The sequence below is a fragment of the Myxococcales bacterium genome, assembly GCA_022184915.1.
Taxonomy (GTDB): domain Bacteria; phylum Myxococcota_A; class Polyangia; order Fen-1088; family Fen-1088; genus JAGTJU01.
Map to the genome: position 1 here is coordinate 748,336 of JAGTJU010000003.1, position 15,386 is coordinate 763,721.

General features: G+C 67.3%; 12 protein-coding genes. 8 read left to right on the forward strand and 4 right to left on the reverse strand.

The window, feature by feature from the left end:
- Positions 1-2 precede the first annotated feature (2 nt).
- Positions 3-458, forward strand: coding sequence for a hypothetical protein (locus KA712_14675; protein ID MCG5054206.1), 456 nt, complete (start codon positions 3-5; stop codon positions 456-458).
- A gap of 7 nt (positions 459-465) precedes the next feature.
- A complete protein-coding gene (locus tag KA712_14680) occupies positions 466-2,574 on the forward strand; it encodes an Hpt domain-containing protein (protein ID MCG5054207.1) in 2,109 nt (702 codons plus the stop codon).
- On the opposite strand, the gene KA712_14685 is transcribed toward KA712_14680, so the two are convergent.
- Positions 2,571-4,148, reverse strand: coding sequence for a serine/threonine protein kinase (locus KA712_14685; GenBank protein ID MCG5054208.1), 1,578 nt, complete (start codon positions 4,146-4,148; stop codon positions 2,571-2,573). The two genes, KA712_14680 and KA712_14685, sit on opposite strands and share 4 nt — an antisense overlap.
- Before the next feature lie 180 nt (positions 4,149-4,328).
- Here KA712_14685 and KA712_14690 point away from each other — a divergent pair, with 180 nt between their 5' ends.
- Positions 4,329-4,667, forward strand: coding sequence for a P-II family nitrogen regulator (locus KA712_14690; protein ID MCG5054209.1), 339 nt, complete (start codon positions 4,329-4,331; stop codon positions 4,665-4,667).
- A 41-nt stretch (positions 4,668-4,708) separates the two neighbouring features.
- Here the strand turns inward: KA712_14690 and KA712_14695 are convergent, their stop codons facing one another.
- Positions 4,709-6,217, reverse strand: coding sequence for a carboxypeptidase M32 (locus KA712_14695; protein MCG5054210.1), 1,509 nt, complete (start codon positions 6,215-6,217; stop codon positions 4,709-4,711).
- 101 nt (positions 6,218-6,318) lie between these two features.
- On the opposite strand from KA712_14695, the gene KA712_14700 reads away from it, so the two are divergent.
- Together KA712_14700 and KA712_14705 are read left to right on the forward strand one after the other, a co-directional pair.
- Positions 6,319-8,349, forward strand: coding sequence for a PAS domain-containing protein (locus KA712_14700; protein MCG5054211.1), 2,031 nt, complete (start codon positions 6,319-6,321; stop codon positions 8,347-8,349).
- A 167-nt stretch (positions 8,350-8,516) separates the two neighbouring features.
- On the forward strand, positions 8,517-8,858 hold the full coding sequence (locus KA712_14705; protein ID MCG5054212.1) for an HPF/RaiA family ribosome-associated protein: 342 nt from the start codon (positions 8,517-8,519) through the stop codon (positions 8,856-8,858).
- Positions 8,859-8,893: 35 nt separating this feature from the next.
- Here KA712_14705 and KA712_14710 read toward each other — a convergent pair whose 3' ends face one another.
- On the reverse strand, positions 8,894-10,330 hold the full coding sequence (locus KA712_14710) for a sigma 54-interacting transcriptional regulator (protein MCG5054213.1): 1,437 nt from the start codon (positions 10,328-10,330) through the stop codon (positions 8,894-8,896).
- Between the two features lie 296 nt (positions 10,331-10,626).
- On the opposite strand from KA712_14710, the gene KA712_14715 reads away from it, so the two are divergent.
- Positions 10,627-10,818, forward strand: a complete 192-nt coding sequence (locus tag KA712_14715) for a hypothetical protein (protein MCG5054214.1) — start codon at positions 10,627-10,629, stop codon at positions 10,816-10,818.
- On the opposite strand, the gene KA712_14720 is transcribed toward KA712_14715, so the two are convergent.
- Positions 10,815-12,725, reverse strand: coding sequence for a protein kinase (locus KA712_14720; GenBank protein ID MCG5054215.1), 1,911 nt, complete (start codon positions 12,723-12,725; stop codon positions 10,815-10,817). The two genes, KA712_14715 and KA712_14720, sit on opposite strands and share 4 nt — an antisense overlap.
- Before the next feature lie 318 nt (positions 12,726-13,043).
- Here KA712_14720 and KA712_14725 point away from each other — a divergent pair, with 318 nt between their 5' ends.
- Entirely contained in the window at positions 13,044-13,964 is a 921-nt protein-coding gene (locus tag KA712_14725) for a hypothetical protein (protein MCG5054216.1), read from the forward strand.
- A 57-nt stretch (positions 13,965-14,021) separates the two neighbouring features.
- Entirely contained in the window at positions 14,022-15,302 is a 1,281-nt protein-coding gene (locus KA712_14730; protein MCG5054217.1) for an MgtC/SapB family protein, read from the forward strand.
- Positions 15,303-15,386: the final 84 nt, after the last annotated feature.

The following is a 15,386-nucleotide window of genomic DNA, read 5'->3' on the forward strand; positions in this document are numbered from 1 at the left end:
CGATGAAAGCCTACAAGACAGCCGTTGCGATGTTGTTGGTTCTGCTCTTTCCACCTTCGACCAGTCGATCGGAGCCCCCCGTCGAGGTCGCCGTGGTGATCAACGCCGCAAATCCCATGGGGAGCATGACCTTGGACGAGGTGCGCAGCTTTTACATGAAGCAGAAGAGCTCGTGGCCAGACGGCGAAAAGATTCGCCCCGTGGACACCGAGACCGACGACGCGGCGCGAACTCTCTTTCTGGGGAAGGTGCTCAAGACCAATCCGACCGATCTCGAGCGCCACTGGTTGGAGATCAAGTACCGCTCTGCCGAAAGCCCCCCGAAACGCATGGAGGACGAGGCAGGTGTTCTCAAGTACGTCGGCGCTTTCAAGGGCGGCATCGGGTTCGTCGCTGTGTCCGCACTCGAGCTGGCCAAGGACAAGCCCATCAAGGTCGTACTGAAGGTCAAGAAGTAGGCAGATCATGAAGTGGATTCACAGCATTCGATTTCGGTTGATTGCAGCCACGGGGCTGCTGGCAGTGTTTCTGCTTTGTGTGAGCGTTCTGGGCACCCAGCAGTTCTCGAAGATCGCCGCTACCGTCGAAGACGTCTCGGCACAAACGGAGCTGCTCATTCGTCTTGGCCACACCGAAGACAACCTCGACGGCCTCGTGCGGTTGCTCGCCAAGGGCTGGGGCGAGGCGGCCGACGTGAACGTGCAGACCCGGGTGTTCGCCGTTCTGGATGACGTCCGCCTTCATCTGCGCTCGGCCCTGGCCCGGGGGACGGGTGCGGAGGCAAGCGCAGCCCTGACGGAAGTCACGCGCAGAATGGGTGAGGTCGAGACCTGGCTCGGCGCCGCACGAGGCCGCAGCCTGGACGAGATCGATTACTTGCAGACGGAAGAAGCCCTGGGCGATGCCCTCGGCACCCTCGCGAAGCTCAAGCTGGCCACGGCGCACTCCGTGGAGTCGGGGCTCGTGGGCGTCAGGAAGGGGGTGCGCGAACCTGTGCGCCTGTTCTGGATCGTCGCGGGGCTGGGGCTTGCACTCGCGATCTGCGTGATGATCTTCGTGCACGTCCGCATCGCCTCGCCCATCAACCGTCTGGTCGCCGGCGTCAGAACGCTCGCGCGCGGCGAACGCGTGGTCGTGCAGGCGGAAGGACGAGACGAGCTGGCCGAGCTGGCAAGCTCATTCAACAAGATGTCAGAAACGATCACCGATCGCACCAACCGCCTGAAGTTGGTCCTCGACAGTACGGGAGATGCCTTGGTGCCCGTTGGCCTGGATGGCTTCGTATCGGGCGAGTGCTCGAAGCGCACCTTGGACTGGTTCGGAGCCGTTCCCGACGGCGCCACCGTCTGGGAGTTTCTGGGGGCGCGGAGCCCCGCGTTCGCCGACAAGTTTCGCGTGGCGTTCGATCAGCTGACGTCCGAGGTGTTCCCCTTCGAGTGTGCGGCTGACCTGATGCCCAAGGACCTTCAGATCGAAGGAACCATCTACGGCCTGTCTTACCGTGCCGTCAGGCAAGGGCAGAAGCTCGAGGGCGTGCTCATCGTGCTCTCCGACGTCACCGCCCAACGAGAGGCCGAGGCCCAGGAGGCCGAGTCGAAGGAGGTGTTCAGCGTGGTGGGCTTGTGCTTCCGCGACCCGGATCTCTACGGCGGGTTCGTGGCGGACACCCTGGGTCGGCTCGCTTCGATGAAGAGCGGGGGCATCGAGCGGCAGAAAGCGGATCTGCACACGATCAAGGGGAACGCGGGCATGATCGGGTTCGTGCGCATCGCCCAGGCCTGTCACCTCATGGAGGACGAAATCATCGAGTCGGGCCGGCCTCAGGCGCCGGCAAGGTTCGATGAACTCGCTCGTCTCTTCGCCGAGAGCCGCAGCCGGGTGGAGGCGTTGGCGGGACCGGCGCAGGACATGGTCCAGGTCACGCCCTCGGAGTTCGCGTGGCTGCTCGACACCCTGGAGTCCCGAGATCCGCGCGCCGCCGCGCGGGCGGCGTCCTGGAAGTTGACGCGGGTGAGACGCATCTTGGAGCAGCTGGGTGGGCACTCGAAGCGGATCGGTGAGCGCCTGGGCAAACAGGTCGACGTGGTCGTGGAGTGCCCCGAGTTGAGAATGGATCGAACGAAGTTCGAGGGCGTGTGGGCGGCGATGGTTCACGCCATCCGCAACGCGGTCGATCACGGCATCGAGACGCCGGAGCAAAGGGAGGCCGCAGGCAAACGCCGACAGGGCCAGGTGAAGCTGTCGGGCAAAACGGAAGCCGGAGCCCTGGTGGTCACGGTCGAAGACGATGGGCGGGGCATCGATGTCGAGCGGCTCCGCGCCAAGGTGGTGGATCTACACGGAGAGGCCGCAAAGGCGTGGCCCCTTATCGATCTCGTTTGTGCCAAGGGCGCCAGCACGGCGGCGCAAGTGTCGGACACCTCGGGTCGTGGCGAGGGCGTGGGGGCGTTGCGGGAGACGGTACTAGATCACGGGGGCAGCATGACCATTCAAACCACCCGGAACCAGGGCACCCGCCTGCGCATCGAGCTGCCCCTCGAGCACGCCAAGTGGTGGCAGCTGCAGGCGGCCTAGCGCGCCCCGTCGGGGACGGTGGGCGCGAGGGCGCTCGTGTGCAGCGGTGAGGTGGCGAGGGGGGTGATGACGGGCGAGGTCCCTCGGCTCGCTTTGATTTTGCCGGAATGCGAGGCTCCCTGTCCGGGGGCCTCGGCCGGGCTCGCCGGGCGGGGCTGCGTGCGGCTCATCATCCGGGCGATGGTGTGTGGCAGATCGAGGGACTCGAGCCAGGTCAAGGCCGAAGGCCCTCCCAGCAAGGCAACGCCGAACGCCAGGAAAAACACCAGCGTGCGCGACGCCCTTCGCGGGCGGGGGCCCGCTACGATGGCCGTCGTTTCGTCCGGTCTCGAGATGTTTAGAGTCTCGAAGCGGGGAGCCGTCAGCACCCGTCGTGCGTTCAACCCCGTCGTCTGCCCGGCCAGCGGCCCGGGGCGTGGCGCGCGCTCGGCCAGGTGGCGCAGATCCGCTGGGTCCACCGGATCGGCCCTCAGAACGTCCTCGAGGGCCACCACCATGGCCTGGGCACTCGAGAATCGTGCTGCGGGATCGCGCGCCAGGGCCCGCCGCACCACCGCATCGAGCGCGGGCGGAACGTCGAGCGAGATGGTGCTTGGGGCCGGGCTTTCGGCCTCGAGAATGCGGAGGGCCATGTTCGCGTGACTGTCGGCCCCGAACAGGCGCCGCGAGGTCAGCATCTCCCACAGCACGATGCCCAAAGAGAAGACGTCGGAACGCCCGTCGAGGGCCCGGCCCGCGACCTGCTCGGGCGAGCCATAGGCCATCTTGCCCTTGAACGTGCGGGTTTGCGTGATGGACTGCGCCGACCGCCTCGCCGACAAAGCGATGCCAAAGTCGAGCAGCTTCACCTGCCCGTCCGACACCAGCATGATGTTCTCCGGGCTCACGTCCCTGTGCACCACCTGAAGCGGCTGCCCGTGTGCGTCGAGCCGGGTGTGGGCGTAGCCCAGGGCTTTGGCGATCTCGAGCGCGATGAACGCGGCGGTGGAAGGTGCCATGACTTCGTCCCGGGCCATGAGGCTGGACAGCACGTGGCCAAGATCCACCCCGTCCAGGTACTCCATCGCCAGATAGGGCGAGCCCGCCACCACACCGAACTCGTAAACCTGAACGATGTTGGGGTGATAGAGCTGGCCTACCAGCCTGGCCTCGTCCTCGAAGAGGCTCAGGAAGTAGGGCGAATGTGCGTGCTCCGGCAGGATGCGTTTGACCACGAAGGTCCGGGAAAAGCCGCGGGCACCCTCGGCGTTGGCCTTCCAAATCTCCGCCATGCCGCCCACCCCCAGCCGTTCCACCAGTTCGTAGCGGCCAAACGTTTCCCGGAAGGAGAGCTGAAGTGTGGGGACCGCGGACGCTGCCCGCGGGGGGGCGTCGTCCGCAGGGCCCGCGCTTCGCCGGCGCGTCTCCGACACGCGTGTGACCCGCTCCCCGGCCCGCAGGGGCGCCCACGGCCCCGGGCGGCCGTCCCGGGCCGCGAGGTCGCTGGCCTTCGTCGAGCCGGCGCGGCGTTGTGTAGCACCGGCCGTCATGCAGCGATGATCCCCGGCGTCCTTGCGAGTTTCGGTGTGAGGCATGGGCTTTTCTCCCCCCTACGAATCCGTTGGGGGCCACACGACCGGAACGTTCGTCATTCGAAATGCGGGGGGCCTCGAAAGGGACCACACGGGCCAGGCGGAGATTCACCTGGGTGTACGACGGCACGCCGGACCGTTTCGCAACAACCCGGATACATGACCCATGCTAGCCTTCGTTTCGTGAAGCGGGTCGAAGCCATCATTCAACCTTCGCGTCTCGACGACGTCGTGGAGCGGCTACAGATGATCGGCGTCAACGGTATGACGATCTCAGAAGTGAAGGGCTTTGGGCGCACGGGGGGCAGAACCGAGGTCTACCGGGGCTCGGCTTACGCCATCGACCTTCTGCCGAAAGTGCGCCTTCAGTGCGTCGTGCCAGACGACCGCGTGGAGCAAACGGTGGCCGCGATCGTCATTCGCGCCCGTACCGAGAACATCGGCGACGGCAAGATCTTCGTGCTGCCCGTCGACGAGGCCATTCGCATTCGCACGGGCGAGACCGGCGACGACGCCCTTTAGGGGCCGCGCGCGCCGGTCGTTCCCGGCGCGCGGATCGCGCTTCAACTGTCGAGGTAGCGCCGCCTGAGATGTGCCTTGAAGGGCTCCGCCGAAAGCGACTGGCCGGTGGCGGCCTGCAGGATCTCGTCGCCCGTGAACAGTGACGCCTTCGACCACACCTGCTCGCGGAGCCAGGCGTTGAGAGGGACGAAGTTGCCGAGGCTGAGATCGTCGTCCAATGACGGCAGCGCGGCGCGGGCCGCAGCGAAAAGCTGTGCGGCGGTGAGCGCCCCCAACGTGTACGAGGGGAAGTAACCAAACAAACCCGCGGGCCAGTGCACGTCCTGCATGCACCCGTTTTTGTCTTGGCCCAAGGTCGAAAGGCCGAGCAGCGCCATCATGCGCTCGTTCCACATGCCGGGGATGTCGGCCACGGCCAGCTGGCCTTCGAAGAGCTGCCGCTCGATCTCGTAGCGCAGGATCACGTGGCAGGGATAGGTAACCTCGTCGGCGTCCACCCGAATGTACCCACGCCGCACGCGGGTGGCGAGCCGATGCATGTTCTCGGGCGTGTAGGCTTCGGGCTGGCGCGCGACGGCGGGCCCCAAGCACGCGCGCATGAGTGGCGTGGCGAAGCGGAGAAAGGGCAGCCCGCGCGAGATCTGCATCTCCTGCAAGAGACTTTGGCTCTCGTGCATGGCCATACCGCGTGCGGCGCCTGCGGGCTGTGCCGACCACGCATGGGGCAGGCCTTGTTCATACTTGGCGTGGCCTGCTTCGTGGAGCACGCCCATCATGGACGTAGTGAAGTCCGTCTCGTCGTAGCGTGTGGTGATGCGTACGTCGGTGGGCACGCCCCCGCAGAAGGGGTGATGGCTGGTGTCGAGCCGCCCGTGCGCGAGGTCGAACCCCACCGCCTCCATGAGACGGGTGCCGAGCGCGCGCTGCGCGTCCACCGGGAAAGGGCCTTCGGGACGAATGACTGGCTCCCGGCTTTGCTTGGCCAGCACGGCCTCGGTGAACGCCGGCAAAAACGTGCCGAGGTCGGCAAAAAGCCCGTCGATGCGCGCACAGCGCATACCGGGCTCGAAGCCATCGATGAGCGCGTCGTAAGGCGACAGGGACAGCGCCTGGCCCAGCACCGCGGCCACCTCTTTTTTGAGCGCCACCACCGCCTCGAGCTTGGGGCGAAACGAGGCCCAGTCATTTTGGGCGCGCAGGGAGCGCCAGGCCTGCTCGCTGGCCGACTCGGCTTTTTTCGACGCTTCGACCAAGTCTTGTGGAAGCGCAGCGATGCGGCGCCAACTGCGGTGCATCTCTCGCAGATTCGCGGTCTGGCTGGCGCTGAGGGACCCGGCCCGGGCTTCCTCCTCGGCCGCGGCGAACCAATCACTAAGCTCGGGCTGCGTGTAATGTTGGTGGCGAATGCCGTAGAGGGTGGCCACCGCGTCGGCACGGTCGGGGCCGGCGGCGGCGGGCATCATCACGGCCTCGTCCCACTCGAGCATGGCCACGGCGTGGTCGAGGTGCCCGATGCGGCGGAACGTAGCTTCGAGTTGCGCGTAAGACATCCCCTCAGTCTACGCGCTGCCCCCGCGGGGCAGAAGGGCTGCTGCGCACGCCTCAAGCTTCTCGTGGGGCCTGCCGTTTTCCTTCTGGACCCCAGGACACTGTGACGCAGAGAGGAAACCAAACGGCTGAACTCAGCGAGGCGCACGACCTCCTCCTCACGCGCTACCAGGCGTCGGTGGAGGGGAGCGGCGAGGGCGTGTGGGATTGGTTCGTGCAAAGTGGGCGCGTGGTGTTCTCGGACGGATGGAAGCGCATGCTCGGCTACGAGCCGCACGAGATCGCCGACGAGCTGTCCGAGTGGGAGCGCCGTGTGCACCCCGAAGACCTTCCCGGCGCGATGTCCGACGTCCGGGCCCACCTCGAGGGAACGACCCCCCGCTACGACAACGAACACCGCATGCGTCACAAAGACGGCCGGTGGATCTGGATTTCGGACCGCGGTGGGGTCATTCAGCGCGACGAGCAAGGGCGCCCTCTGCGCTTCGTGGGAACCCATCAAGACGTCACCCACCGCAAGCAGATCGAGGAGGCCCTGCGCGCCACGGAGGCCCGCTACCGCGCTGCCGAGGAGCTCGCGGGGCTCGGGCACTGGGACTTCGACATCCGCACCGGAGTGGTCTCCTGGTCTCCCCAGGTGTTCCGTCTCTTCGGACTCGCCCCCGCCGCCCAGGCGCCGCCGCTCGAAGTGCATCTCGGCGAGCAGGTCCACCCCGAAGACGTGGACATGTTCCGTGACCACGTGACTCAGGCTCTTACCCTGGGCACCCCCTACGAGTTCGAGTACCGCGCGTGTCTACCCGACGGCACTCATCGCTGGTTGCTCGGGCGGGGCCCTGTTCGGAAGGACGATGCGGGCAGCCCCGTCTCGATGACCGGGACGGTGCAAGACATCCACGCGCGCAAGCAGGCCGAACTGGCGGCCGCCGCCGCCAAAGCCGAGGTCGAACGGGCCAACGCCCAGCTTGCCGAGGCGGTGGTGCAGCTGCAGGCGCTGGCCGAACAGGCCAAGGACGCCAATCTCGCGAAGTCGCGTTTTCTCGCCACCATGAGCCACGAGATTCGCACGCCGCTCAACGGCATCATCGGGATGACGTCGTTGCTGTTGTCGGGCGATCTCGAGCCCGACCACCGCGAGTCCTTGAGCACGATTGCCCGCTCCGGGGATGCGCTCTTGCAGCTCTTGAACGACATCCTCGATCTCTCGAAGATCGAAGCGGGCCGCATGCTGCTCGATCCCCAGCCGCTCGCGCTGCGGCCGCTGCTCGAAGACGCCGTCGAGCTCTTTCGTCCGAAGGCCGACGAAAAGAAGCTCCTGCTCGGCTTTCAGTGGCCTCGCGAAGGCCCGCGCTTCGTTCGCTGTGACGGGGGCCGGCTGCGCCAGGTGCTGCTGAACCTCGTGGGCAACGCCGTGAAGTTCACCGCACAGGGCTCCGTGTCGCTCCAGGTCTCCTTCGATGCGGAGGGCACCCAGACCTGGCTCGATGTCGCGGTCGTCGATACCGGCATCGGCATCAGCGACGAACAAGCGACCCACCTCTTCGAGCCCTTCACCCAGGCCGACGAGGGCACGGCCCGCCGGTTCGGGGGCTCGGGCCTGGGCCTGGCGATCAGCCGCAGGCTGCTCGAGCTCATGGGGGGCACGCTGACGCTCTCGAGCGCCCTCGCGCAGGGCTCTACCTTTCGGCTGCGCATGCCGGTGGAGATCATCGATCACGTGCCCAGCGCTCACCACACGCCGCCCCCGGTTCGGCTACGCACCCGTCGCCTGCGCGTGCTCGTGGCCGAGGACAACCGGGTGAACCAGGTGGTCACGGAACGGCTGCTCAACAAGCTGAACTGCGATGTCACGCTTGCCGCCGACGGGCGCCAGGCCATCACCCTCGCGCAGCGGCATCGCTACGATCTCATCCTCATGGATTGCCAGATGCCCGAGCTCGACGGCTTCGAGGCCGCCACGATGTTGCGCAGCGATGGAGGCCTCAGCCAGGACGCGCCCATCGTGGCGCTCACCGCCAATGCCTTTCACGAAGACCGTCAGCGTTGCCTGGCCGCCGGCATGAACGACCACGTCGCCAAGCCCATCTCCCGCGACATGCTGGAGCGGGTGTTGGCACGCTGGGGCGGCGGTTAGCCGCCCTCGCGTCGGTGCGGGGCCGCGGCACCTCGTGTGCGCGGCTTCGACAATCGGTTTTCTCGAACGCTGCCTTCCAAACTACGTCTTGGTCGCCGCCGGCTTCGGTGCCTACACCTAAAACGGGCGTGGGATTGTCGACGTTCACCAACCACAGAGGAGGGCCTATGCGCGTAGATGTTAGGTTTCGTGGTCTCGATGTCTCTGCGTGGCTCCGCGAGCATACGTTCCGACAAGCGGAAGCCTGCCTCGGGCGCTTCGAGCGTGAGCTGAACTGCGTGAGGGTGCGGATCGCAGACGTCAATGGACCCAAGGGTGGGCTCGACAAAGCGTGTCGCGTAACGGTCCACGGGCCCCGTTGTGGATCATTCACCGTGGACGAACTCAGCACCGACCCCTACGTGGCCGTGGCCTTGGCCTTCGAGCGGCTATCCCACAGCCTCAATCGGCAGTTCGCGCGGGCGCGTGTGCGGAAGACGACCCCTCTTTTGGCCGTTCGCGCTTCGTGACCCCAGCGCCGCGGTCTTGGCCCGTGCCCTTCTGGTCAGTCTTTGTACTGGTTCGGATCGAGCCCGTAGCGCCCAAGCGCGCGGTGAATGACGGCCCATTGACGATCGAGCACCTTGGCGATGCGGGCCACGCTGCCCTTGTGCTCCCGTAGTAAGCCCTCGAGGGCCTCCTTGCTGGGCAAGGGCCGGGGAGAGCGGCGGACGCTCTCGAGGCTTTCGGGGGTGGGCTCCGCGTGTGACGCCGGGGGCGTGGGCGACGGGTGGGAGCGAACCTGCGCAGACAGAGTTTGCGGCAAGTGCGGCAGGCCGATGCGTCCCACCTCGGCCGCGTAAAGCCGTGCTTCGCGCACGACCTTCTCGAGTTCTCTGACGTTGCGTGGCCACGCGTACAGCGAAAGCGCCAGGAACGCCGCGGGTTCAATCTCCATGCCTTGGGCCCCAAGCCCGGCGAGCAGATGGGACACGATGGGCCCGAGATCCTCCGGGCGTTCGCGCAGAGGGAGCAAGCGAATCGGCTCCGCGCCGAGGCGTCCCAGCAGGTCGCCGCGCAGAGCGGGGCCGGATTCCTCGAGGATCGCATCGAAGACGGTTTGGCTCGTCGCCGCCACGAAGCGCGTGTCGAGGCGTCGAGGGCTCGTGGCCCCAAGGGGGGTGAACTGCCGCGTTTGGATGAGGCGCAACAGTTTGGCTTGCGCCGCCGAGGGCATGTCGCCGATCTCGTCGAGCAGCAAGGTGCCGTTTTGGGCCTCCTCGATGAGCCCCCGCTTGGATTGACCGGCCTGGCTATGGGCGCCCCGCACGTAACCAAACAGCTCGCTCTCCAGAAGCTCGCCCGGCACCGCCGCGCAGTTGATGGGAACGAAAGGGCCGCTCCGCCCGCTGGCGGCGTGCACGGCACGGGCGTAGACCTCCTTGCCCACCCCCGTTTCGCCCACGAGCAGGATCTCCTCGTGGCTCGGCGCCAGGCGGCGGAGGCGGGCCAGCATGCGCGCCATCCGGGGGGAGGCCGTGGCCACGGGTCCCAGGGGGGCCGCCTGTTCCTCGCAAAGCGCGTCGTGATCCGTTGCGTCGACCAGGCGGAACACGGCGGCCTGACCTCCGAACAGGAAAAACATACCGTCGGAGAGCCTTGTGGGGCCGCGGATCGGGCGGCCGTTGACGAGGGTGCCGTTGGTGCTGCCAAGGTCGGTGATGAACCAGCCCTCGGGCTGCCAGCTGATGCGTGCGTGGCGGCCCGAGGCGCGTCGGTGAGCCAGCGTCCACGTGGCCGCCCCCCCTTCCGCGGACGGGCGCCGGCCGACCTCCAGGCCGCTCCGGGGCAACTCGATCCAGCGCCGCTCCCCTGGTGCGCCCCCTCGCGCCGCGTCCCCCGCGTCGATGAGCAACGCGTAACGGCCCTTGAGAGGCTGTGACGATTCAGCCTCCGTGTGGAAGGTAGGTTCGTCCGAGGGTGACGGGGTCTGCGCAGACATCAGGCGGAGGCTCACGGTCCGGAGCGAGCTGAATCATATCTGACTCATGTGACCCCTTGATGACAGGTGCCTAGTGTCAAAGGTTACATTCGATACCGCAAACACCGGAATTTCCTCAATCATAAATGAGGAAGCGGGCTCCTTGCGGGTTGGCCCGCGGCTTGAAGAGCAGTCGCCCGCCGGGCGGTCGGAGACCTGCTCGGCCCTGCGGGAGACGACAGGGGGGCGGGTCGGCGTCGTGGGAACGTCTCGAACGTGTGACCTGTCAATCGACCGAAAGGGCAGAGCCTAACGCCATGAAAACTTATTTCGCCGTGACGCCTGATGGCCATTCCCAACCCGTGGCGCTGTTCCAGCAGCTGGAAGACGCGATCGAGTGGGGCATGGGACACATCGGCGCCGACAAGTTCAGCATTCGGGGCGTGGTGGGGGCGGCCACCCGTTGGGCGGAGGGAGAGGTGCCGTCCGAGGTGGTGCAAGGAAACTAGGGGCTGGGAAGGGTGGGAGGCGCTGCATCCGGGGGCTCCGCACGGTTGGGTTGGGCACGGAGGTGAGTGGGCGTGCGGCGCCCGCCGGTGGGCAGCATCGACGAGAGATTTCCGTAGGCGCGCGAGAACCAGCCCGGTATGCGCGCTTGTTGGGCCATGACGATCTGCTGCCAAACGGCGTTCGCGCTCGGGGGGCGGGCGATGGGATCGTCCTGCAGGCACGCCGCGCAGACGTCGGTCATTTCCTGGATGGCCGGATTGTCCGAGTGCGCGAACACCACGTAGCGGCCCGCGTGCCCTTCACTGCGCTCCCAACGAGGCCGCTCTCCGTAGAGGATCTCGTGCACCACCAGGCCGAGCTGCCACACGTCGGACTGAAAGGTGGGCTTTTGGCCCATCACCACCTCGGGCGCCATGTAGCCTGGCGTGCCGCCGATGAAGGTCATGGTCTCGTCGGGGTCCATGGCCAATCCGAAATCGGCCACCGCCAGCCGACCATCGGTCATGCGCAGGATGTTCCGGGGGGTCACGTCGCGGTGAACGATGCCCGCGGTGTGGATTGCGGCAAGACCCGCGATGACGGCGCGCGCATCGGCGATCCGATCTTCATCGGGGCGTTGGGTGTCGATCTGCATCTGGCCCCGCAGCGTGCCCCCGCCCGCGAGCTGCATCGTCAGGAACGTGCCTCCCTCGGTGTGGCGGAAGTCGAGGACCTGGCAGACATTGGGATGCAGGATCTGACGTGCCAGGCGAAACTCGCGGCCGAGCCGCGCGATCCACTGCCGTTCGAGCGCCAGCTCCGGGCGCAGGAGTTTCAGAGCCACGGGCTGCGCGGTCTGCTTGTCGAGCGCCCGAAAGACGTAGGCCATGCCTCCGCGCGCCAGCAGGCCCTCGACTTCGTAGCGCTCCGCCAGCACCGTGCCAGGGCTGGGAAGATCGCCTGGCCTGGCCTCGAAGTTCCGCTCCTCGGCTTCGGTGTGGGCCCGGGCTTCGCCCACGAGCGCAAGTCTGGGCGCCGCCGTCTCGAGCCGTGCCACCCCGGCACCCACCGGGCGTCCCTGGGGCTTGGTGGTGGGTTGGGACACTTGCAGCTCTTCACTCGTATGTTCGAGAAAGCGCGTTTCGGCTGCCTTGGCCACTTCGTCGAGCTCGGCCAGATACCGCTTCCGAATGTCGCGCGCCTGGCGCCAGGTGCCCAGGGCCTGCCACCCTGCCACCGCCGCGGCCCCGGCGCCTGCCCCCAAAAACCGGCCTGAAAGCGGGGCGGACATGAGCATCGCCCCCAGCGCCCCGGCGGCCGCACCGGTTGGGTACGGCCACCACGAGAGCTTCTCGACCCAGTGCAGATGGTAGCAGCATCGCGTCCCACCCCGCTGCTGGCACTCCGTCTCGTTGATGATGGCGGGCGGAAGGCGCCACAGCGTGGGGATGGAAGCCAGGTAGGCGCGGCGCAGATGGCAGAGGTAAGGAGAGGCCTCCCGCACCCGTTCGTCGGACTGGCGGAACTCGAGGACGCCGAAGCCCCGCCGAATTTCGAGCACCTTGATGCGGCTCACCTTGCTGAGAAGCGCCGCCACCCGCGGCGTGTACTGGTACGTGGTCCGCGGAGAGCCGAAGGCCCGCAGCAGGGGCACGAGAAAGCCGAGCGACTTTTCCGAAAGAGCGGCCTCGGTGGTTCGCTCCGCCACGTGCGCCAGCCCGACGCGCTCCACCACCCACTTGGTCAAGGCCTCGCAGAACCGCTGAGAGACCCAGTTCGACTGGTTGCGCAGGTACTCGAGGTCGATCTGCCACTCTCCCAGGAACTGCATGAACTCCCCACGGTCGCACTCCTCCGTGGCGACGTTCATCAGCGTGTCGATGTAACGACAGCTGAGCTCGAAGGCGATGGCAGGAGAAGAAGGCATAGGCGAGGCTTAGGAACCTGTTCTCTCTCGCCCAAGGGGCACAAGGCAAGCACGACCGTCAGGCGTCACGCCGATCTTGCCAAAGGCCAAAAGGGGGCGCGGCGCAAGGTTGAAGGCGGGGGAGCGGTCCTGCCCTGCAGGGTCCACCCTTTACCGTTCCGTTTGGCCTATCGTGGCATCCTGCAACGCAAGAGCGTGGCCAAAGTCACGGCCGGACCGGGATCTCGAGGGCCGGGGGCACCACGCTCGCGGTGAAGCTGACTGACCCTTGAATGCCCAGGTCGCTGCGTTCGTCGACGGTGCATCGAAGGCGAGCACATGGGAGCGGCGTTCCGACGGAGCGAGTGGTTGGTGACGACGGCAGGCGTCACGCTGGTTTGTTTTGCGGGTTGTTCTTTGACACCCCCCGCGCGGCATGTCCGGCTGGCGTTACGGGCGCCTGCGGGGGCCGACGTCGAATCGACAGCCGCGGGGGAAGCGGTGGTTCGCTGGTCGGTGGGCACGACCCGCTTCGCCCTGTCGCCCCATGGGGCGCTCGACGACCTGCTCAACCTGTGGATCGCCGTGCAAAACGACGGCGCAGACCCCGTAGTCTTTCAGCCCTCCCGCGTGCAATACGCCTTTTGCCGCCCTGACCGCGCCGCGAGAACGCCACCTTCGCCCCCGCGTGACCATGACGGCGCGGCACCGCTTCCCGTCCGCTGCGGGGGGTGGACCCCGGTCCCCGACAAGTCAACCGTTCTTGCGCGTCTGCTCGAACGGGAGAGACGACGGCAGGCGGCCGACGAGGCCGACGCCACGGTCGTAGCGTTCGTCATGGCCCTGACTTTCGTGCTGCTCTTTGCCGTCGTCGCCTCTGCGGCGTCGGACTCTGGCGCGAGGCGGTCCTCGACCTCCTCGCGCCGTGGGAGCCGATGGCCGGCCCGCATCGTGGGACATGCGGCCCGGCTCACGGTCGACGCTGCCTTGGGCCCTTCGAGCAGCTTTGGGGCGGCGGATGCCTGGATCTTGCCCTTGCCTTTGCTCTTCGCCGTGGGGGCCGCTCTCGACGAAACAGTCATCGCGCCCGGCGCGTACGAAGCGGGGCATGTCTTCATCCCTCCGGACCTCGGCGCTTCGTCCTTGCGCCTCCGTATCGAAACGGGTGACGACGTCACCACCGTCGATTTCGACTATCGCGCCGAAAGGCCCCCCACCGAAGGGGACGCGCGTTTGCCGCGGCCGCGGGGGGGAGTATAGGGCCCCTCGCAGGCAACCACTTTGTCATCGGGTTTCATTCTCTCGCATACTCCCCTCGTGCCCGAACCGGACTCACTGTCGTTGGCCACCACCGCCCCGCGCCTCATGGTGGCCCTGCTCGTGGGGCTGCTCATCGGGCTCGATCGGGAACGGTCCGAGGCCCGCAAGCAGAAAAGCTCGATGGGCGGCGTGCGAACCTTCCCTTTGCTGGCCCTGCTGGGCGCGCTGTCTAGCCTGCTCGAGCCCCGCCTGGGCCTTTGGCCCCTGGGGTTGGCGTTCGGGGGCGTGATCGCGATCGTGGCTGTGGCCTACGTGCGCACCTCGGCGACGGCGCTGGGTGCTACCACGGAGATGGCCGCGCTCGTCACGTTCGTCTTGGGCGTGTTCGCGGGGCAGGGGGCGCTGCTTCTGGCAGGAGCCGTCGGGGTCGTGGTGGCGGTGCTCCTGGTGGCGAAGCTACGGCTCGAGCGCGTTTCCCGTTCGATGAGCGAAGAGGAGATCACGGCCACCCTGGAATTAGCCGTGATTTCCGCGATCGTGCTGCCGCTCGTGCCCAACAGGAGCTACGGACCTTGGGGGGGCCTCAACCCCTTCGAGGTGTGGCTGATCGTGGTCCTGGTGTCGGCCGTGTCGTTTGCGGGCTTCGTGGCCATGCGCCTGTGGGGGCTCCACAAAGGCCTGCTGGTGGCGGCGTTCGTGGGCGCCATGGTGTCGAGCACGGCAGTGACCCTGGCCATGGCGGAGCGTTCCCGCCGCTCTCCCGAGCTCGCCCGGGCCCCGGCGGCAGGCGCGGTCATGGCGTCCACCATCATGTGCGTGCGCGTGGGGGTGCTGGCCACGGCCTTTGCTCCCGCTCTGGCCCCGCGTTTGTGGCCGGCCCTGGCGGTCATGGCGCTCGTGGGGGCCGTATGCACGGTGTGGCTCCTGCGGGCGCGTCGCGATCCTGGCGCGTCCGAAGCCGCTCCGCACCTGGCGAATCCCTCCAGCGTGAAGACCGCCCTGACCTTCGGGCTGGTCTACGCCGCCGTGGGGTTTGCCGTGAGCGGCCTCGAGGCCCTGCTGGGAAACGCGGGAACGCTGCTGGCTGCCGTCGTGTCGGCGATCGTCGACGTGGACGCGATCTCGATCACGCTGGCCCGACAGGCCGGGCAAGACGAAGGCCGTCGGGCCCTGCTGGCGCTGGCCGTGGCGGTGGCCGCGATCACGAACACGCTCGTCAAAGGGGGCATCGCGGGGGCGGCGGGACGAGGCCGCTTTCGGATCTTGGTGGGCGCGGCGCTGGGCGCGATGAGCCTCGCCGGCGCGGCCGTAGCGCTGCTCTCGTGGTCGTGGGGCTGACAGCCCCGCCCGACGCCCCCGCGCGGCCCTGTGCGTCGTTTGGTTTTTTTACCTCGTCGCGCGCTCGGCATAGAACCCTCGAAC